Annotated in this window: 22 protein-coding genes; 12 read left to right on the top strand and 10 right to left on the bottom strand. The window is 62.7% G+C overall.

Features of this window, described 5'->3' with window-relative positions; all coding sequences use genetic code 11:
* The first annotated feature begins 4 nt into the window (after positions 1 to 4).
* The 4 genes from AC1XDK_RS00555 to AC1XDK_RS00570 all read left to right on the top strand — a co-directional run bounded on the left by AC1XDK_RS00555 (position 5) and on the right by AC1XDK_RS00570 (position 3,682).
* On the top strand, positions 5 to 1,192 hold the full coding sequence (locus AC1XDK_RS00555) for an ABC transporter ATP-binding protein (RefSeq protein ID WP_483347832.1): 1,188 nt from the start codon (positions 5 to 7) through the stop codon (positions 1,190 to 1,192).
* Position 1,193: 1 nt separating this feature from the next.
* On the top strand, positions 1,194 to 1,397 hold the full coding sequence (locus AC1XDK_RS00560) for a DUF8005 family protein (RefSeq protein ID WP_483347833.1): 204 nt from the start codon (positions 1,194 to 1,196) through the stop codon (positions 1,395 to 1,397).
* Between the two features lie 128 nt (positions 1,398 to 1,525).
* Positions 1,526 to 2,599, top strand: coding sequence for a Gfo/Idh/MocA family protein (locus AC1XDK_RS00565; RefSeq protein WP_483347834.1), 1,074 nt, complete (start codon positions 1,526 to 1,528; stop codon positions 2,597 to 2,599).
* A 111-nt stretch (positions 2,600 to 2,710) separates the two neighbouring features.
* A complete protein-coding gene (locus tag AC1XDK_RS00570; RefSeq protein ID WP_483347835.1) occupies positions 2,711 to 3,682 on the top strand; it encodes a sugar phosphate isomerase/epimerase family protein in 972 nt (323 codons plus the stop codon).
* Position 3,683: 1 nt separating this feature from the next.
* On the opposite strand, the gene AC1XDK_RS00575 is transcribed toward AC1XDK_RS00570, so the two are convergent.
* The 4 genes from AC1XDK_RS00575 to AC1XDK_RS00590 all read right to left on the bottom strand — a co-directional run bounded on the left by AC1XDK_RS00575 (position 3,684) and on the right by AC1XDK_RS00590 (position 6,007).
* Complete coding sequence (locus AC1XDK_RS00575) at positions 3,684 to 4,121, bottom strand: NUDIX hydrolase (RefSeq protein ID WP_483347836.1); 438 nt, start codon at positions 4,119 to 4,121, stop codon at positions 3,684 to 3,686.
* A gap of 55 nt (positions 4,122 to 4,176) precedes the next feature.
* Complete coding sequence (locus AC1XDK_RS00580) at positions 4,177 to 4,377, bottom strand: hypothetical protein (RefSeq protein WP_483347837.1); 201 nt, start codon at positions 4,375 to 4,377, stop codon at positions 4,177 to 4,179.
* Positions 4,378 to 4,482: 105 nt separating this feature from the next.
* A complete protein-coding gene (locus tag AC1XDK_RS00585) occupies positions 4,483 to 5,280 on the bottom strand; it encodes a hypothetical protein (protein ID WP_483347838.1) in 798 nt (265 codons plus the stop codon).
* Positions 5,281 to 5,443: 163 nt separating this feature from the next.
* Positions 5,444 to 6,007 carry a hypothetical protein gene (locus tag AC1XDK_RS00590; RefSeq protein ID WP_483347839.1) on the bottom strand — a complete coding sequence of 188 codons (564 nt, stop codon included), beginning with the start codon at positions 6,005 to 6,007 and terminating at the stop codon, positions 5,444 to 5,446.
* 177 nt (positions 6,008 to 6,184) lie between these two features.
* Here AC1XDK_RS00590 and AC1XDK_RS00595 point away from each other — a divergent pair, with 177 nt between their 5' ends.
* Entirely contained in the window at positions 6,185 to 7,309 is a 1,125-nt protein-coding gene (locus AC1XDK_RS00595) for an acyl-CoA dehydrogenase family protein (RefSeq protein ID WP_483347840.1), read from the top strand.
* 73 nt (positions 7,310 to 7,382) lie between these two features.
* Positions 7,383 to 7,898 carry an HAD family hydrolase gene (locus tag AC1XDK_RS00600; RefSeq protein WP_483348899.1) on the top strand — a complete coding sequence of 172 codons (516 nt, stop codon included), beginning with the start codon at positions 7,383 to 7,385 and terminating at the stop codon, positions 7,896 to 7,898.
* Here AC1XDK_RS00600 and AC1XDK_RS00605 read toward each other — a convergent pair whose 3' ends face one another.
* Positions 7,899 to 8,549 (bottom strand): helix-turn-helix domain-containing protein, encoded by a 651-nt coding sequence (locus AC1XDK_RS00605; RefSeq protein WP_483347842.1) that lies wholly within the window; start codon positions 8,547 to 8,549, stop codon positions 7,899 to 7,901.
* Positions 8,550 to 8,739: 190 nt separating this feature from the next.
* Complete coding sequence (locus AC1XDK_RS00610; RefSeq protein WP_483347843.1) at positions 8,740 to 8,991, bottom strand: DUF5822 domain-containing protein; 252 nt, start codon at positions 8,989 to 8,991, stop codon at positions 8,740 to 8,742.
* 104 nt (positions 8,992 to 9,095) lie between these two features.
* Here AC1XDK_RS00610 and panB point away from each other — a divergent pair, with 104 nt between their 5' ends.
* Complete coding sequence (gene panB, locus AC1XDK_RS00615) at positions 9,096 to 9,905, top strand: 3-methyl-2-oxobutanoate hydroxymethyltransferase (protein WP_483347844.1); 810 nt, start codon at positions 9,096 to 9,098, stop codon at positions 9,903 to 9,905.
* A 25-nt stretch (positions 9,906 to 9,930) separates the two neighbouring features.
* Here the strand turns inward: panB and AC1XDK_RS00620 are convergent, their stop codons facing one another.
* A complete protein-coding gene (locus AC1XDK_RS00620; RefSeq protein WP_483347845.1) occupies positions 9,931 to 10,707 on the bottom strand; it encodes an alpha/beta fold hydrolase in 777 nt (258 codons plus the stop codon).
* A gap of 186 nt (positions 10,708 to 10,893) precedes the next feature.
* Between AC1XDK_RS00620 and AC1XDK_RS00625 the strand changes: the two genes are divergently transcribed.
* The 3 genes from AC1XDK_RS00625 (at position 10,894) to AC1XDK_RS00635 (ending at position 13,968) form a co-directional block, all read left to right on the top strand.
* Positions 10,894 to 11,136, top strand: a complete 243-nt coding sequence (locus tag AC1XDK_RS00625; RefSeq protein WP_483347846.1) for a DUF7127 family protein — start codon at positions 10,894 to 10,896, stop codon at positions 11,134 to 11,136.
* Positions 11,133 to 13,397, top strand: coding sequence for a CDC48 family AAA ATPase (locus AC1XDK_RS00630; RefSeq protein WP_483347847.1), 2,265 nt, complete (start codon positions 11,133 to 11,135; stop codon positions 13,395 to 13,397). The genes AC1XDK_RS00625 and AC1XDK_RS00630 overlap by 4 nt, the downstream gene beginning before the upstream one ends.
* A 364-nt stretch (positions 13,398 to 13,761) precedes the next feature.
* Positions 13,762 to 13,968, top strand: a complete 207-nt coding sequence (locus tag AC1XDK_RS00635; RefSeq protein WP_483347848.1) for a helix-turn-helix domain-containing protein — start codon at positions 13,762 to 13,764, stop codon at positions 13,966 to 13,968.
* Positions 13,969 to 14,103: 135 nt separating this feature from the next.
* Here AC1XDK_RS00635 and AC1XDK_RS00640 read toward each other — a convergent pair whose 3' ends face one another.
* The 3 genes from AC1XDK_RS00640 to AC1XDK_RS00650 form a co-directional block, all read right to left on the bottom strand.
* Positions 14,104 to 15,009: a DNA replication complex subunit Gins51 gene (locus AC1XDK_RS00640; protein WP_483347849.1), complete on the bottom strand. Its 906-nt coding sequence runs from the start codon at positions 15,007 to 15,009 to the stop codon at positions 14,104 to 14,106.
* Complete coding sequence (gene priS / locus AC1XDK_RS00645) at positions 15,006 to 16,178, bottom strand: DNA primase small subunit PriS (RefSeq protein WP_483347850.1); 1,173 nt, start codon at positions 16,176 to 16,178, stop codon at positions 15,006 to 15,008. Before priS ends, AC1XDK_RS00640 begins: the two co-directional genes overlap by 4 nt.
* A gap of 106 nt (positions 16,179 to 16,284) precedes the next feature.
* Positions 16,285 to 16,773, bottom strand: a complete 489-nt coding sequence (locus AC1XDK_RS00650) for a GNAT family N-acetyltransferase (RefSeq protein WP_483347851.1) — start codon at positions 16,771 to 16,773, stop codon at positions 16,285 to 16,287.
* 104 nt (positions 16,774 to 16,877) lie between these two features.
* Here AC1XDK_RS00650 and AC1XDK_RS00655 point away from each other — a divergent pair, with 104 nt between their 5' ends.
* Positions 16,878 to 17,288, top strand: a complete 411-nt coding sequence (locus tag AC1XDK_RS00655) for an archease (protein WP_483347852.1) — start codon at positions 16,878 to 16,880, stop codon at positions 17,286 to 17,288.
* An 80-nt stretch (positions 17,289 to 17,368) separates the two neighbouring features.
* Positions 17,369 to 18,865 (top strand): RtcB family protein, encoded by a 1,497-nt coding sequence (locus AC1XDK_RS00660; RefSeq protein ID WP_483348900.1) that lies wholly within the window; start codon positions 17,369 to 17,371, stop codon positions 18,863 to 18,865.
* The last annotated feature ends 91 nt before the right edge of the window (positions 18,866 to 18,956 follow it).

Raw genomic sequence — 18,956 nt, forward strand, 5'->3', positions numbered from 1 at the left:
CACAATGGGTGAAGTTAATCTCGAACACGTTTCGAAACGGTACGACGATGTAACGGCAGTCGACGACATGAATCTGAACATCGAGGACGGCGAGTTCGTCACGCTCGTCGGTCCCTCGGGTTGTGGGAAGTCCACGACACTCGAAACCATCGCGGGCCTCACGATTCCGACGGATGGGACGATTTCCATCGCCGGGCGGGACGTGACGACCCTTCCACCGAAGGACCGCGGCATCGCGATGGTGTTCCAGAACATCGCGTTGTTCCCGCACATGGACGTGTACGACAACATCAGCTTCGGCCTTCGGCTCAGAAGCTTCGAGAAGGAGGAAGTCGACCGCCGCGTCGACCGAGCGGCGGAGATCGTCCAACTCGAAGGCATGATGGAACGGATGCCCGACGAGATGTCCGGTGGCCAGCGCCAGCGCGTTGCCATCGCCCGAGCTATCGTCCGGGAACCCGAAGTGTTCCTGATGGACGAACCGCTGGCGAACCTCGACGCGAAACTGCGCGTCCACATGCGCACCGAACTCCAGCGACTCCACAAGGAACTCGACGCGACCATCGTCTACGTCACGCACGACCAGGCGGAGGCGATGACGATGTCGGACCGAGTCGCGGTCATCAATGGGGGCGAACTCCAGCAGTTCGCGCCGCCGCTCACCTGCTACAACGAACCGACGAACCTGTTCGTGGCGGGATTCATCGGGTCGCCGAGCATGAACTTCGTGGAGGGAACGGTCGATTCGGACGGTTTGCAGACGGAGGATTTCCACGTTCAGTTCGACACCGGCCAACTGGATGGAATCGCGACGGACGACAGGGTGACGCTCGGTGTGCGACCTGAGGACGTGTACCTCACCGAGGACGCCGACGACGTAGTGGCCCCGACCGATTCGATCCCAGCGAAGACGGACGTGCTCGAACCGATGGGGGACCAAATCTTCGTCTACATCCTCACTGGCGGCGCGACTTCGGAGGGAATGGACGCGGAAGCGGGCGACTCCCATCAACTGATGATGAGCGTCGACCCCGACAAGGACATCGACTCCGACCAGGACGTAGAAGTCGTCCTCGACAGGGAACACCTCCACCTGTTCGATACGGAAACCGGCGACGCCATCGCTCACGGGTTAGAGTTCGCCTCGGTCGGAACCGGACCGACGGGAACCGAAGCGGAGGGGGACGACTGAGATGGTCACCGAACTCGGTTGGTACTATCTGGGAGCGGGAACTCTCCTGTTCTTCTTCTGGGCGTACGGGGTCGTCTCGTTCGGCTTAGACGTGAAGAACAAGATAATCCCCGGCATTCGAGGGCAACTCGCGGACCGGAAGGCCCGGAAAGCGGAGGAAGAGCGTGAGCGCGAGCGCGAAGAAAAGAAACAGCAGTTGTACTGACGTGCTACACTTCCCCCACCCGAGTTCGGTTCGACGGGGGGTGACTAGTGGTAACAATCGTGTGAGTACGGGGGATATCGGACGACGAAAGGAAAAGAATAACACCGTCTCACCGGTGAGCGGTAACTATGAGTGCCAGTGAGCCGGTTCGAGTCGGGTTCGTCGGTCTCGGAAATATTGGACATTATCACGCCGACAGAATCACTGACCTGCGACACGAAATCGTCGGCGGTGTCGATATCAACCCCGACGCGCGCGCCCGATTCGCCGAGAAGTACGACACCCGTTCGTTCGAGAGCTACGAGGAACTGTACGAGTCGGACATCGACGCCGTAATCGTTACGACGCCGAACAAGTTCCACGAGGAGTACGCCATTTCCGCGCTCGACGCGGGTCTCGACGTGCTTCTCGAAAAGCCGCTCGCACACACGCTCGAAAGCGCAGAGCGCATCGCGGAGGCGGCCCGGAACGCCGAGGGCTTCTGTATGGTCGGCTTCCACAACCGCTTTCGCAACCCCGTCGAAGTCATCAAAGGCTATCAGGACGAAGGCCGCTTCGGAAGGACGCGCCACGTCGAAGCGAACTACATCCGACGCCGCGGCATCCCCGGCCGCGGGTCGTGGTTCACGAACCAGGACGTCGCGGGCGGCGGTGCTCTCATCGACATCGGCGTCCACGCCATCGACCTCGCGTTGCACCTCCACGACTTCCCCGAAGTGAAGGAAGTCAGCGGCGAGGTCCGCTCGCAGTTCGGCGACCGGGACGACTACACCTACCTCGAAATGTGGGGCGACGACACCGACTCGGGAGCGTTCACGGTCGACGACTCCGTGACCGCGTTCATCCGCTGTGAGGGTGGCAGGACCATCTCGCTGGAAGTCGCGTGGGCCGCGAACCGCTCGTCGAGCGAAGAGTACTTCGTTCGCGGGACGGACGCCGGCGCGAGTTTCGACAAGCACGACGATTCGCTCACCATCTACGAGACGAGCATGGTCGGTGCTGACCACTTCTCGGACTCCAGCGTCAAGACGCGACAGGAAGACGCCCACAAGGCGGAACAGCGCGTCTTCTTCGAGGCGGTACGCGACGGCGTCGCGCCGAAGATGAACACCATCGAACAGGCGTTGACGGTCCAGCGCGTCATCGACGCCGTGTATCGCTCCTCGAAGGACGAGCGGGCGATTCAACTCTCCCAAGAATAACGGTTCTATTTCGGCTGTTTTCGGTAGTTCGTGGGTGACATTTGTCGGTCGGCGGATGCTGTAACCCATCGCACCAAAATTTTATTCCCGAACGGAGTACTCGTTCGAAGCATGGACATCGGCGTTCACACACCACCACTGTACGGCGAATCGCTCGACGACGCACTCTCCTACCTGAACGACATCGGCGTGGACGCCATCGAACCCGGCGTGGGTGGCTATCCCGGCGACACGCACCTCCCCCGGGACGAGTATCTGGACGACGAGGAGGCACAGGCCGAACTCCACGGCCTCCTCGACGAACACGACATGCGAATCAGCGCATTGGCGACGCACAACAACCCGCTCCACCCGGACGACGAGGAGGCCAAGGAGGCCGACACCGAACTCCGAGAGGCGATTCGGCTCGCCGACCAGTTGGACGTCGGCACCGTCACCTGTTTCTCCGGTCTTCCCGCGGGCGGTCCGAACGACGAGTATCCGAACTGGATCACTGCGCCGTGGCCGTCGGAACACGAGGAAGCCCTCGAATACCAGTGGGAGGACGTCGCGATTCCGTACTGGGCCGATTTGGCGGAGTACGCCGACGACCACGACGTGAACCTCGCCATCGAGATGCACCCGAACATGCTGGTCCACGAACCCGCCGGAATGCTCGAACTCCGCAACGCGACCAACGAGCGCGTCGGCGCGAACTTCGACCCCAGCCACCTCTACTGGCAGGGCATCGACGTGCCGGAGGCCATCCGCTTCCTCGGCGAACACGACGCCATCCATCACTTCCACGCCAAGGACACGAAGGTCTACGAGTCCCAAGCACGCTACAAGGGCGTTCTCGACACGACGCCGTACACCGAGGAGGCGAACCGGTCGTGGCTGTTCCGTTCGGTGGGCTACGGTCACGGCGAGGGCCACTGGAAGGACATCGTGAGCGCGCTCCGTCTGGTGGACTACGACGGCGCGCTCTCGATCGAACACGAGGACTCGCTCACCAGTTCGCGCGAAGGGTTAGAGAAGGCCGTGGAACTGCTCCAGCGCGCCGTGTTCCGAACCACGCCCGGCGAGGCGTACTGGGCGGAGTAGTTCAGAGGTCCGCGACGAGCGCTTCGGGATACAGCGTCTCGGGGTCGTCCTCGTCCCTGAAGTCAGCGGGTGATTTCCAGACGCATGCTATGCGTTCGTCGTGCTCGGGTTCGTAGCCCGGAAACCCGTCACGCTCGTAGGGCCACGCTTCGTCGATGTCGGCCTCGTAGACGCGCCAGATTTCGTGGCGACGCTGGCCGCCGAAGGTGAACACCGCCTCGTAGGTTTCGAAGTGAGAGACGTTCGAGAGCGAGACGCCTAACTCTTCTTCGAACTCGCGGTGGAGCGCTTCCTCGCTGTGTTCGCCGAATTCGACGCCGCCGCCGAGCGGATAATGATACGGGGGATTTACATCGGAGCGAGGTTCCCGCGCGACGAGAAGTTCGTCGCCGCGACGGACGAGGCCACGAGCGGAGACGCGGATGTGGGGGTGGGACATCGGATCCGTGAGGACCGAAGGGTGTCAGATAAGTATATCGAATCAACGGCGAAGGCTATCGAACGATCCGCGTCAGATACCACGTCAACAGTGCGCCGACGACTAACCCGCCGACGATTGCGGCGACGAGGACGACGGGACCGCCGCCGCCGTGCAGTGCGATGAGTCCGCCGGACGCGCCGACGAGGAGTACGACGCCGATTTTCAGACGGGTCATCGCGGCCGAACGCTCCTCCTGTGAAATCGGCCCGACCATTATCGACCCCTGCTCGTTCGCACTGGACTCGTCTCGTCACCGACGCGTACGCCACGCATGGAAGAGGGCGGGAGTGGTAGACGCTTAAATCCCGGCGGGATGGAGTTATTCCCGGTACCGTTCGACGCTTTCTAACAGGGCCTCGAAGGCGGGCGGGGCGTCGTACCGAATCGTCTCCGTCCGGTCGTCGTAATCGATGAGACGGACGTCCCACAGTTTGGGGAGCGTGACGTGCCGGAGGTTCGTTTCGAGCGACACCCCTCTGAGTTCGTCGGTTTCGGTCAACTCCTCGACCGTGAGGACGCCGTCGGGCGCGTCCATCGCCATGCGAAGCACGTATCGGCACTCCCGGTCGGCCAGTACGGAGAGCCAATCGTCCACCACGCCGGAGGGCGCGCCGATTTCCGAGGTGGCCACCGGTAACTGTGGAGGTTCCGATGCGTCCGGGTCCGCCGATGGCGAACCGTCGGGGATGGAGAGGCCCACATCAGCCGGCGTAGCCGTGGTCGCGTCGGATTCCTCGACACGCGAACTCCCCGTTTCGTTCCGAATCGGGGCAACTATTCCGGCGATGCCGACGACTAATCCCAACAGCGCACCGCTCGTCAATAAGGTCTGTGTGAGAAAGTATGGATTTGCGATGTGCCACCCGGACACTTTCGCGGTGACGATGACGCCCGCCGCGAAGCCACCGAGGGCCAACATCCCCTTGAGACAGGAGATGTCGATGCGCTGGAGTGCGCTCTCTTCGATGTCGCTCCTCGAGAGTCGATACCCCGAGTAGATGAGTATCGCGGAGAGCGTCATTTCGATGATGAACTCCGGGAACCACACCGAATCCGAACGGAGAAACAGGTCGAAGACGACGACTATCGACAGCAGAACACCGAGGAGTGAGACCATTCGTCCGCCGGTTCTCGATTCGCCGTCGGCTACCGTGGGGTCGGGATGGGTCACACGCATCCGAGGGTCACTATATCACAGGTAGTTGCTCAGCACTACTATCGGTTTCGCCACCCATGAAAAATCGGACCGGTCTTTCGTCCCAGGTGAAGATTTCGGAACGTTACTGGAACCCGCGACCCACTTCGTCCTCGTCGATGAGGTCGTCTAGCTCCTCGTTCAGCAGCTTTTCTTCCTCCTCGAACGTCTCGGCGAGGTCGGAAACCGCGTCCGGTCGGTCGTAGCCGTCGAACGCCATCGGCCCGAACGCCGGGCTTTCGAGCGCCTCCATCACGTCGTCGAAGAGGTCCGCCCCCGACGTCGGCGCGTCGGCGTGTGCTTTGATGGTCTCCTCGACGCGTTTTGCACGCGCTTCCATCTCCCTTTCGTCCGGACGCTTCTCCTCCGAATTTCGGACCGCGAACCGACCCTCCCGGAACTCCTTTTCGGGGAGATAGTTCCCGATTTCGTCGTCCAGTTTTCGGGCGACGTGTGTGCCGACGCCGCGGACCTGATACGGGTTCTTCGCGTAGGTCTTCAGATGGAAGAGACCGGCCTTCGGATGGCCGAGATACAGGTCCTCCCCGACGCCGCCCGCCCGCTGTCCGCCGGCGGCCCGCCACCCTTCGGGGTCGACGCTGCGGTCGACCACGTCCTGTAAGATATCCTGCCACTCTCGAATCCGCATAGATACACAGTAACACGCCGGAAGGATTAACGTATCGCTTTCCCGTATCTGGATTCGTTCTGTGGGCAACGAGATAGCCGTTTTCGGGCGTTCCGACGCAGCGAAGCGGCGAGCGGCAGGGAGGTGGCCGACGACGTGGAACGGGTACCTTTTTCCTCCGGAACTCGAAGAACCATCATGAACCTTTCAGCGGAACAGCGGGCCATTCGGGACGTGGTCCGGGAGTTTTCAGTCGAGGAGATACGACCGGTCGCCGGCGAATGCGACGAGAAACAGGAGTTCCCCGAGGAGGTGTGGGACGGCCTCGCCGAACTCGATATGATGGGACTGACGGTCCCCGAGGAGTACGGCGGATTGGACGTGGACAAACTGACCTACAGCGTCGTCAACGAGGAGGTCGCCTACGGCATGCTGTCGGTGGCGACGGCGCTGTCGGTCCACTGTCTCGCGACGTCGTGTCTGGCCGAGTTCGGCAACGAGGAACAGAAGGAACGCTGGCTTCCCGACATGGCGGAGGGTCGCCCGGTCGGCGCGTTCGCGCTGTCGGAACCCGAGGCGGGGTCGAACCCGGCCGAGATGTCCACGGAGGCGCGCCGCGAGGGCGACGAGTACGTCATCAACGGCAAGAAACAGTGGATAACGAACGGCAAGCGCGCCGACGTCATCGTCCTGTTCGCCAAGACGGACCGCGACGACCCGCGGAGCGTCACGCAGTTCGTCGTCCCGAAGGACGCGGGCGTCGAAGTCGGCAAGAAAGAGGAGAAACTCGGCCTGCGGGCGAGCGACACGACGAGCCTCATCTTCGACGACGTCCGGATTCCCGCCGAGTATCGACTGACGGAGGAGGGCAAGGGACTGTCCGCGGCGTTCCACATCCTGACGGGCGGGCGCATCGGCATCGCCAGTCAAGCGGTCGGCCTCTCGCAGGCGGCCCTGGACCAAGCCGTCGAGTACGCACAGGAGCGCGAGCAGTTCGACAGGCCAATCGCGGACATCCAGACCATCCGGCACAAACTCGCCGACATGCGGACGAAGTTGCAGGCGGGACGGTTGCTGACCCGCGATTCGGCCCGTCGAGCGGACGACGGCGAGGACCACGCAGCGGCCGCGAGCATGGCGAAATACTTCGCCAGCGAGTCCGCCGTCGAAATCACGAACGAGGCGGTCCAGATTCACGGCGGCTACGGCTACACCACCGACTTCGATGTGGAGCGATTCTACCGCGATTCGAAGATCACGACCATCTACGAAGGGACCTCGGAGATTCAGAAGAAGGTCATCGCCCGCGACCTGCTCGACTGATGCGTCCATCGAGCGTTCACAGGTGTCGGCGACCGAAGTCCCTTTGCACCCTCCTTTCCTACCGACGAGCGTGATAGACGACGTTTCGGCGGTCGTGTACGACTTGGATGGGACGCTCGTGAACCTCGTCGTCAACTGGAAACGAGTCGCGGAAGACGTCGGCGTCGTCCTCTCCGACCACGGCGTCGACGCGAGCGATGCCGACCTCTGGGCGATGTTGGATTTGGCGGACGAAGCGAACGCCCGCGAGGCGGTCGAGACGGTCATCGGCGACCACGAGTGTCTCGGCGCACGGCGGTCAAAGCGCCTCCCGCACGCCGACGAACTCCTCCGCCGCGAGGTTCCGGTCGGCGTGTGTTCGCTGAACTGCGAGGCCTCCTGTCACGTCAGCCTCGAAACGCACGGACTCGCGGATGCCGTCGATGCGGTCGTCGGCCGCGACTCCGTTCCGACACGAAAGCCCGACCCGGAACCGCTTCGGGCGACGCTCCGTGCGCTGGGAATCGACGGCCCGGCGCTGTTTATCGGCGACTCTCCGCGTGACGAACTGACGGCAGAACGAGCGGGCGTCGCGTTCGAGTACGTGTAGTTACTGGTTGACCGCGAGCGTGTTCTTCAGGAGGTTCGCGTGGCCGCGACGTAGCTTCTCCGAGATGGATTGGTGGGTCACGCCGAGGCTTTCGGCGAGGTCCGTCGAGGACGTGCTTCGCGGAACCGAGTAGTACCCGTTCTTGTACGCGAGCATGAGCGTCTGCTGCTGGCTCTGTGTGAGGCCGTATCGGTCCGTTCTCCCCTTGGAAAGCTCGTGGATGTTCTGGAGCTCGAGGTCGATTCCTCGCCGACGACAGTACTCGTGGGTGCGAGTGACGGCGTCGTGGTCGCTGAACAGCAACCGGAACTTCCACTGGTCTTCCTTCCCCGTCGCGGCCAACACCGTCCCGTTTTCCTCGACCAGTATCTGAACCAGTGCGTCGATGTCCTTGACCCACTCCAATCGATACAGACATTCCGTGTCGAACGCCGCGACCAATTGAAAATCGCGGACCGTCTCGTCGGCCGAGAACGCCGTTTCGATGGCCTGTTGACTATCCGTCCCCACCCAAACGAAGGGCATGAGGTGGTTGCGATTGTACGCCGCCACCTGTTCAACGTCGAATCGAACCGAATCGAGTTCCGCAAGCGTGTGACCGAGGGCAAACCTATCGGCGGGAAACGCCACTTCGGCTATGGTTCCCGTCATAGCCCTTTCTCAGGAGTTGCCCCTAATACCGTTATTGGCCGTTAGATTATAGATATGAAATCTTATGGAACGGAGAATCGCGGACGCAAGCCGAACTGTGCAAGTACATGTACGAAGTGATATGAATCGAGAAATTCGCAAAAAAACCCGTTATCGTTTGGAAACGTGTACCAATGTACGTTTTTGATTACTATCCTCGTTTCGGGACCTGATGGGTGCGAGCGTACAGGAATACGCCGATTGCCGTTAGGAACCACACTATCGCACCGACCCGAACGGCAAACGACACGCGCGATGCCCACGTCGGAAGCGACACTCCCGAAAAGAGCGCTAAAAGCGCGACGGTCGGCGCGCCGATGAGAATCGTGGTGACGAACGTGACCTGCATCACCCATCCGTAGTCGATGCCGTCGGGAGTGTGGGTTTCGACTGGTTCGGGCACGGGTAAACCCGCGAACCGGATGGGCTTAAGCGTTGTCAGGTCCGATTCCGGCAACCGAATCACCGACCGGGTACGTTAAGCCACCGGACCGTAGAGTTCGATGTATGCCAACGGTGAGGGACATCCGCGCCAAGGCGGGCAAAGAGCCGATTACGATGTTGACGGCCTACGATGCGCCGACCGCGGCCGTCGTGGACGATGCCGGTGTCGATATGATACTCGTGGGCGATAGCATGGGAAACACGGCCCTCGGATACGATTCGACGCTGCCGGTAACGGTGGACGAAATCGCCAGCCGAACCGGTGCGGTCGTCCGTGGGACGGAGGACGCCCTCGTCGTCGCCGACCTGCCGTTCCTCGGCTTCGGCTACGACGAGAAAAGCGCCGTCGAGAACGCGGGACGGATGTTGAAGGAAGAAGGCGCGAACGCCGTCAAAATCGAGAGCGGCCCACACACCGTCGAACTGACGGAGACGCTTTCGAACCTCGGAATTCCGGTGATGGCCCACCTCGGACTCACCCCGCAGAAGGTCAACCAATTGGGCCACCTTCGACAGGGGACATCGCGGGGAGACGCCGACGAAATCCTCGAACTCGCACGGAAACACGAGGAGGCGGGGGCGTTTTCGCTCGTCCTCGAACACATCCCGGCGAACCTCGCGGCGACGGTCACGGACGAACTCGACATCCCGACCATCGGCATCGGCGCGGGACCGCACACCGATGGACAGGTCCTCGTCATCGACGACGCGGTCGGGTTGGGAGACTGGAGTCCACCCTTCTCGAAGCAGTTCGGCGACGTGCGAGGCGAGATGAAACGAGCGGTGTCCGCCTTCCGCGACGAGGTCGAGTCCGGCGAGTTCCCGGCCGAGGAACACAGCCACGTCGAAGAGGAGTTGGACGACGTCTACTGAGGCGGTTGGCCGCTATTTTCGGTTCCTATCGACTCTCCGCGAGGAATTCCACGACCGCCTCGTTGAACGCGTCGGGCGTTTCGAGCATGGCGAGGTGAGCCGCACCGTCGATTTCCACGTACGCCCCGTCCTGTACGTTCTCGGCCAAAAATTCGTGGTACCACGGCGGCGTGAGCATGTCGTGTTCGCCGACGACGGCGAGCGTCGGCGCGGCGATGTCGCTCAATTGGTCGCGTACGTCGAACGTGTGACAGGAGTGGAAATCCCTACTCGTCACCCGTTGGCCGACGGCGTACATGGATTCCTTCGAGAGTTCGACGTAGCGGTCGTCCGGGTCGTGAAAGAGCCGGTCGGGGTCGTGGAGGAACTCGACGGCCCGGTCGAAATCGCCTTCCAACCACGTGAGCACGTCGTCTAAAACCGAGAGCCGTGCGCCCGTTCCGGCGAGGACGAGCGCGTCGGGGTCGAAGCCACGGTCGAGGACGAGGTGCATCACGACCGCACCGCCGAGCGAGTTACCGACGAGGGTTCGCGCACCGGTCTCCTCGGCGACCGCCAATACGTCGGTGGCGTAGGCAGAAAGGGTACTCCATCCCGGGTCCGCGTCCACGTCGCCGGACTCGCCGTGGCCGCTCAAATCGACGGCGACGACGGGAAACTCTGAAGCGAGGCGGGCGAGTTGTGCCTTCCAGATCTCGTGGGTTCCGCCGCTACCGTGAACGAACAGGACGGGGTCCGTATCGCTACTGCGGTCCGCAACGCGGTACGCGGTCGTCCGTCCCTGATGTGTGACTGACTGCATATGTCGTTTCGTTCTCGTGCGCGAAGCATAAAGTTCGACCTCGGACCGTCGGCTACGATTACGACCGAAATCGAGCCGTTTCGCGTGAACCGCATTTCGTGTACTAATTCGGAAATCGATGTACAGCGCCACCCCCATATAGGAAAGATTTATATAGTATCGTAACTAACTACAGGTTAGCTAAAGATGACGCTCGAACGAATATCACAGCAAGAAGACAGTATTGCTCGCCGCTACGAGTACGGCGATGAAGAGCTCATCGTCGCGGATTTCGGCACCGCCGACGTGTCGGTTGACGTGCTGGACGACGCGGCAATCGTCGTCGTGGAGCGCGACGGCGAGAGTTCCCAGAGTGAAATCGACCTACCGGAAGGTGACGCGCAAGCGTTTATCAACAACGGTGTCCTCACTATCGAGGTGGGACAATGAAACTTACAGTCAAACCGCTCAAGCAGAAGGACGCGGGTCGCGGACTCGCGGCTGTTGACCGACGCTCCATGGAGGAGCTCGGCGTAGAGAACGGCGACTACATTGTCATCGAGGGACGTGGGCAGGGTCGTGCCGTCGCACGGGTTTGGCCCGGCTACCCCGAGGACGAGGGTCGCGGCATCATCCGCATCGACGGGAAACTCCGGCAGGAGGCCGGCGTCGGCATCGACGACAAGGTCAGCATCGAGAAGGCCGACGTAAGCCCCGCGAACCGGGTGACGATTGCGCTCCCGCAGAACCTCCAGATTCGCGGGAACATCGCGCCTCACATCCGTGACAAGCTCAGCGGACAAGCCATCACGCAAGGGCAGGCGATTCCGTTCGGCTTCGGCCTGATGGGTATGGGCTCGGGACAGTCCATCCCGCTCAAGGTCGCCGACACCGACCCGGACGGAACGGTCGTCGTCACCGACGCCACCGAAATCCAGATCAGCGAACGCCCCGCGGAGGAAGTCGCTGCCGGCGGTGGCGGTGCCGGCGGGCAAGCGCGCCCCGACGTGGCTTACGAGGACATCGGCGGTCTGGAGCGCGAACTCGAACAAGTTCGGGAGATGATCGAACTCCCGATGCGCCACCCGGAGCTGTTCAGTCGCCTTGGCATCGACCCGCCGAAGGGCGTCCTGCTCCACGGCCCACCGGGAACCGGGAAGACCCTGATGGCGAAGGCCGTCGCCAACGAAATCGACGCCGACTTCCGGACCATCTCCGGCCCGGAGATCATGTCGAAGTACTACGGCGAGTCCGAAGAGCAACTGCGCGAGGTGTTCGAGGAGGCGGAACAGAACGCCCCCGCAATCATCTTCATCGACGAACTCGACTCCATCGCACCCAAGCGTGAGGAGGCGGGCGGGGACGTGGAACGCCGCGTCGTCGCACAACTGCTCTCGCTGATGGACGGGTTGGAAGAGCGCGGCGAGGTCACCGTCATCGCGGCGACGAACCGCGTCGACGCCGTCGACCCCGCGCTCCGCCGTGGTGGTCGCTTCGACCGCGAAATCGAAATCGGCGTGCCGGACCGCGACGGACGGCTCGAAATCATGCAGGTCCACACCCGCGGGATGCCGCTGGCCGACGGTGTCGACCTGGAGGAGTACGCGGACAACACCCACGGGTTCGTCGGTGCCGACCTCGAATCGTTGGCCCGCGAAGCCGCGATGAACGCGCTCCGACGCGTCCGCCCGGACCTCGACCTCGATTCGGACGAGATTCCAGCGGACGTCCTGGAATCGCTGAAGGTGACGGAGACGGACTTCAAGGAGGCGCTGAAGGGCATCGAACCCTCGGCGCTCCGCGAGGTGTTCGTCGAAGTCCCCGACGTGACGTGGCAGGACGTCGGTGGATTGGAGAACACCAAAGAGCGCCTCCGCGAGACCATCCAGTGGCCGCTCGACTACCCCGAGGTGTTCCAAGCGCTCGACATGCAGGCCGCGAAAGGCGTCCTGATGTACGGGCCGCCCGGAACCGGGAAGACCCTGATGGCGAAGGCCGTCGCCAACGAGAGCGACAGCAACTTCATCTCGATCAAGGGTCCCGAACTGCTGTCGAAGTGGGTCGGGGAAAGCGAGAAAGGCGTGCGTGAAGTGTTCAGCAAGGCGCGCGAGAACGCCCCAACCGTGGTGTTCTTCGACGAGATCGACTCCATCGCCACGGAGCGCGGCCGCGACGGCGGCGGTGGCACGCAGGTCAGCGAGCGCGTCGTCTCGCAACTCCTGACCGAACTCGACGGCCTCGAAGAACTCGAAGACGTCGTGGTCATCGCCACCTCGAACCGTCCCGACCTCATCGACGCGGCGCTCCTGCGCCCGGGACGGTTGGACCGTCACGTCCACGTTCCCGTGCCGGACGAGGAGGCGCGCCACGCCATCTTCGAGGTTCACACCCGTCACAAGCCGTTGGCCGACGACGTGGATCTCGAAGCCCTCGCGGAACAAACCGAGGGCTACGTCGGTGCCGACATCGAAGCCGTCTGCCGTGAGGCCGCGATGGCCGCGAGCCGCGAGTTCATCGACAGCGTCTCGCTCGAAGATATCGGCGACAGCGTCGGTAACGTCCGCATCACGGCCGAACACTTCGAGGACGCGCTCGGCGAAGTGACACCCAGCGTCACCGAGGAGACCCGCGAACGCTACTCGGAAATCGAAGAGCGCTTCGACAGCGCGGAACCCGAAGGAAAGGAACAGTTGGGCCGGACGTTCCAATAGAACCTTTTTCGACGGTCGAAGGATACTGCGCCCGCGAAATCGCGGGCGCAGTACCCGTCTTCTTCACGGCTTCGCCGTGAAGGGACGAGGGAGCTTCGCTCCCTCGCATTCCCTGTAAAAGGTTCATCAAAAGCAGCGGAAGACGTTCCTGCTCGCGTACGCTGCGCGGGCATGCGACTTCCTGACCTTCCTTCACTGCGTTCAAGAAGACACTCCTCCCTCGCTTCGATGCACGGCTCACTACCGTTCGCCGTTCGTTCTCCGAGGCGCGAAGCGCCTCGCTCCGCTCAGTCGTCGGCCCGGAAATCGGAGATTTTCCGGAAGAGTTGCTAGCGACTTACGGTCGCGTCAGTAGCCTATCGCGTTGCTGTCAGCAGGTTGCGACTCACAACGGGAGTTCGTCGTCGAAGCCGTCGAACGCGGATACTACGGTACGCCGCGACGGTGTACGCTGACGGAGTTGGCGAGCGAACTCGGCGTCACGACGGGTGCCGCGAGCGGCATGGCACACCGCGCGGAAGAACGAATCGTCAAGGCGTTCGTGAGCGAACCGTCGCCGCGAGTCCAGTGAGTCACGCGCCGGGAACGACGTGCGTAACGACCACCGCGAGGAAGACGTACCATCCGAGTCCCGATACCAGTCGGTCCCGTTCGAATCGAACCCTTGTAAAACGAATCGGCGGATGACCGACGAAATCGGGCGGAATCAGTCGATTTGCTCCGCCGCGTCACGCTCGATGAGCGGCCCGGCGTTTTCGGCCGGGAGTGCGACCACGTCCTCGGCTTCGAGGTCGTACTCGCGCTCGTCCACGCCGAGAATAGAGCCGATATCGCGGGTGATTCGCACCGTCGTTCGGTCCGCTTCGAGGTCCGAACCGGCCTGGGTAGCGTTGGTGTCGGTTGCGGCGTCGGCCGCGGGGTCGGAATCCGCCGGTGCCATATCCGCACCGCCGTCCGGTTTTTCGGACGCCGTGCCGGCAGTCGCCGTCTCCGTCGGTGAATCCGGTTCCCGAGCGGTCCCCTCGTCGGGCGACGACGGTTCGGAAGGCGTCGATTCGCCGAGAGACGATGCATCGTCGGGGTCGTGTTGTCCCGCAATCGTGGCCGCTTCGTCGGTCGGTCGGTCGTCGTCCGAAGCGGATTGTGTGACTGAATCGGTTTCGGCGTTCGAAACCGAATTCGTGTCGGCCGCGGGTTCGTTGGCGGTCGATTGGGCGTTCCCCTTGTCCCCCGACAACACGTCGAGAACGGTCGTCTTGTTGGATTCGATACGTTCCACGAGGTCGGAAAACAGCTGTTGTTCCTCGCTGGTCAGTCCCTCCTCGTCGGCCGGAATCCCGGCCGCAGAGAGGCTTGCACGTTTGACGACCTTCCCGACGCGGCGTTCGTACACCGCCTCGACCACTTCCTCCGCGGTCTTGATTTCGTCGGTGAGTTGGTTGACTTCCGCGGAATCGAACGGGTCGTCTGCCCGTTCGGCGGCCCGCTCGCGCTCCTCGCGAAGGCCGCGGATGTAGCTCCCGACGTCCGCGTAGAAGGACTCGCGCAGATGCTGTAGGCTGTCCTTCGAGCGTTCCTTGCTCTGTACGCTGCGGAGTTCGTCGAGATTCATTCTTTCCCCTTTTCTGCCCGGTCACGCACCATGAGAAAGATGGCGACGTATTCGGGAATAGATACATTGCCTGCGGGGAGCCTAAAGCTTTCGCCACCGAGCGAAAGTCGCGTCTCCGACGGCAGTTCGACCGTCACCTCGTGTGACGTGAACGTCTCGGGAATCGCATCACGGAGCGGGTCGAACTCGGGCAACTCGTCGCGCGGAATCCGTTTCACTTCGAGCCCGCTTCCGCCGTGAAGGCTCCCCGGCAGGCGAATCAAGCGATGCGTGTCGGTCGTGACGGGTTCGTCCACCGACGCGCTTTCGGCCGCGAACACGTCGTCGGCCAGAATCCGCGCGAGTTGGTAGAACGCGGGATGCACGTCCACGTTCCCGCGGTCTATCTCCCAGCGGTTGTTCTTCGCGGCGTTGTACGCGCCCGTCGCCTTTCCCGACCCGATGCCGTCGAACTCCTGTAACCGTTCGAGGGCGTCTGATTCCTCCATCGACAGGAGTTCGTCCACGAACGAACTGATGTGCGCGTGGACCCGGCCGCCCCACCCGCCGCCCGTCGGCAGCGTTCGTTTCTGCGTCGGGTTCTTCAAGCCGAGTCCGGCGACCGTCTCCGTCTGCACTAACGACTCGAATTCCACGTCGCCCGCCCGAACGTAATCGACGATTTCCCGCCGCCCCTCGCGGTCCAATCCCTTGACGCCCTCGTCCCGGACGTGGACGTGGTAGCCTCGCCCCCCCGAAAAGACCACCGTCATGTCCTCGAAGCCGAAATCGCGGTCGAGGATGTCGAGCAGGTCGAGTAGTTCGTCCTTACAGCGCGCCAGCATCTCGGCGTAGGGCGTTTCGGGCGTGACGCCCGGCAGGTGGTCCGCGTCCAAGTCGAACACGAGGTCGGCGCTCTGCCAGTCTTTCGCCTCCATCGTCCCGGCGCCGGGGTCCCGGTAGCGCCCGGCGGAGAAGTAGACGTGTCGCGGACGCTCGCGTTCGAGAAAGCCGCCGAGGGTGCCGAGGTCGAGGAGCGAGTGGTGTCGAACCATCGTCGTTCCGGACCCGGCGGTCCACGGGATGTATCCCCACTCGCGCTCGTCGGCGTCCGGCGGGAGCGCCGGCGCTACCGTTCGGTAGTGGTCCCGGAATCGGCCTCGCAGATACGCACGCGTCCGCTCTTCCATCGTACGTTCATGAACACCCGACTGATTAAAGCGTTGTTTCTTCGGATTAAGCGAGCGCTGTTCGGGATACTATCGTTGCACAGTCGGATTCGCCAGCGAACGTATCTTAGCCGCGCATGAAATCGGAGAGACGTTTGGCGATGCCCTCCTCCTCGCCCAATCGGAGGTAGTAGGCGCCGCCGCCGTCCTCGTAGTAGTTGTCGATACGGCGTTCGACGTGGAAGCCGAGGTATCGATAAAATTCGAGTGCGTTTTCGTTCGTCGACCGGGCGTGGCAGGTGACGGAAGCGTGATTGTCGGCGACCTTCGCGACGAGTCGTTGGCCGAACCCTTCGCCCCGGAACTCGGGTGCGACGGCGAGAAAGAGGATGTACCCGTCCCGTCGAACCGCCGCGAATCCGACGAGTTGCTCGCCGTCCTCGCCCTCCGTGATGTAACAGTAAACCGTCGACCGTCGATACGCGTCGGTGAAAAATCCACGTCGTTGTTTCAGCACGCCTTCGCGTTGCCGGATACGCTCCTTCAGTTGCCACGCCTCCTCGACGTAGCGGCTGTCGCCCGGCCCGACGACGCGCGTGTCTATATTTACGCTCACTGCGAGGGAGTAGCAGGCAGACAAATATAATTCCACCGGCATACGAATGCAGCATGATTCCCGGAGTAGCAAGCCTAAAACCGGTAGCTACCGTGTATCGAACGATGCGCTACACGCTCCGAGAACACACAGCCGACATCGGGGTCGAGGCGACCGGAGAGACGATTTCCGACGCGTTCGCCGCCGTTGCGGACGGCATGGCGGCGGCGATGTGCGACGACATCCCGACGAGTGGAACCCGCTTCGACGTTGCCGTTTCCGCGGAAAGCCGGGAAGCGCTCCTCTTCGACTATCTGGACGAACTCATCTACCAGCGCGACGTTCGGGCCGTCCTTCCCGTCGAAAACGATGCGAGGGTCAGCGAGGAGGGAGCGGAGTGGCATCTCCGCGGAAGCGCACGCGGGGTCGCGCTTACGGAACTCGCGGCGCGGGAAATCAAGGCCGTCACCTACTCCGAGATGGCAATCGAGGAGACGAACGACGGATGGCGTGCCTACGTCGTCTTCGACGTGTAAACCGGCGAGACGGCTTCGAGTCCACGGTGTCGTACCCAGCCCCCGAAACGCCTTCCAACGCGTGGGTCGAAGTTGCACACATGACGACGTACACCGCGGGGGACATCACGCTCGAACGGGTTCGTGAGTACGTGTGGGAGATTCCACGGGAGGGGGAGATGGGGACGCCCGCCCGCGTCCTCGCCAGCGAGGAAATCCTCGCCCAAATCGCGGAGGACAAAACGCTCCACCAGTTACGGAACGCGACTCAGTTGCCGGGCGTGACGAAGTACGCGGTCTGTATGCCGGACGGCCATCAGGGGTACGGGTTCCCGGTCGGCGGCGTCGCGGGAATCGACGCCGAGAACGGGTGTATTTCGCCGGGAGCGGTCGGCTACGACATCAACTGCGGCGTCAGGATGATGCGAACCGACCTGACGATGGACGACGTGCGCGGCTACGAGGAGGAACTCGTGGACGCGTTGTTCGACGCCATCCCGTCAGGGTTGGGCGGCGGCGGGGTCGTCGAAACGGACGTCGACACCGTCGAGGAGGTGTTGGACCGCGGGATGGCGTGGGCGCTGGAGAACGGGTACGCGACGGACGCGGACCTCGCACACTGCGAGGACGAGGGGGTCCGGGAGGAAAGCGACCCGGCGGCCGTCTCGGAGAAGGCGAAGAACCGGGGGAAAGGTCAACTCGGAAGCCTCGGCAGCGGCAACCACTTCCTCGAAGTCCAGCGCGTGACGGACGTGTTTCGGGAGGAAGTCGCCGACGCGTACGGGCTGTCGGAGGGACAAATCGTCGTCCTCGTCCACTGTGGCAGCCGCGGGTTGGGCCATCAGGTCTGCACGGACTACCTCCGCAAAATCGAGAAGGAACACGGGGATTTACTGTCGAAACTTCCCGACAGGGAACTCGCCGCTGCCCCTGCTGGGAGCCGATTAGCCGAGGAGTACTACGCGGCGATGGGGGCGGCCATCAACTTCGCGTGGGTGAACCGGCAACTCGTCATGCACCGAACGCGCGAGGTGTTCGAGGAGGTGTTCGACCGCTCGTGGCGGACGATGGGGATGGAACTGCTGTACGACGTGGCTCACAACATCGCCAAGAAGGAGGTTCACAGGGTCGGGCCGACGGGCCGACAGGGAGGAGACGGCGATGCCGTCGACCGCGAGGAGCGAGAACTGTTCGTCCATCGTAAGGGTGCGACGCGTGCGTTTCCGGCGGGCCATCCGGAGGTTCCCGGCGCGTATCTCGACGTGGGACAACCCGTCATTATCCCCGGTAGCATGGGGACGGGAAGTTACGTGCTTCGCGGGGGCGAGGCGTCGATGGACTTAGGATTCGGTTCGACCGCACACGGTGCGGGCCGGGTGATGAGTCGAACACAAGCGAAGCGGGATTACTGGGGGGAGGACGTGAAAGACGAACTGGAAGACGAGCACGTTTACGTCAAAGCCCGGAGCGGCGCGACGGTCGCGGAGGAGGCACCGGGCGTCTACAAGGACGTGGACGAGGTGGTTCGGGTTTCCGACGCGCTCGGAATCGGGGACACGGTCGCCCGGACGTTTCCGGTCTGTAATATCAAGGGATGAGTCGTCGCCTCGCTCGAATTTCACAGTTCCAGATATGATCAATATTCCGTTTACTAATCAAAAGATTTTGATACCCATCGTCACGAAACGA

Source organism: Haladaptatus sp. HS23 (assembly GCF_056892285.1).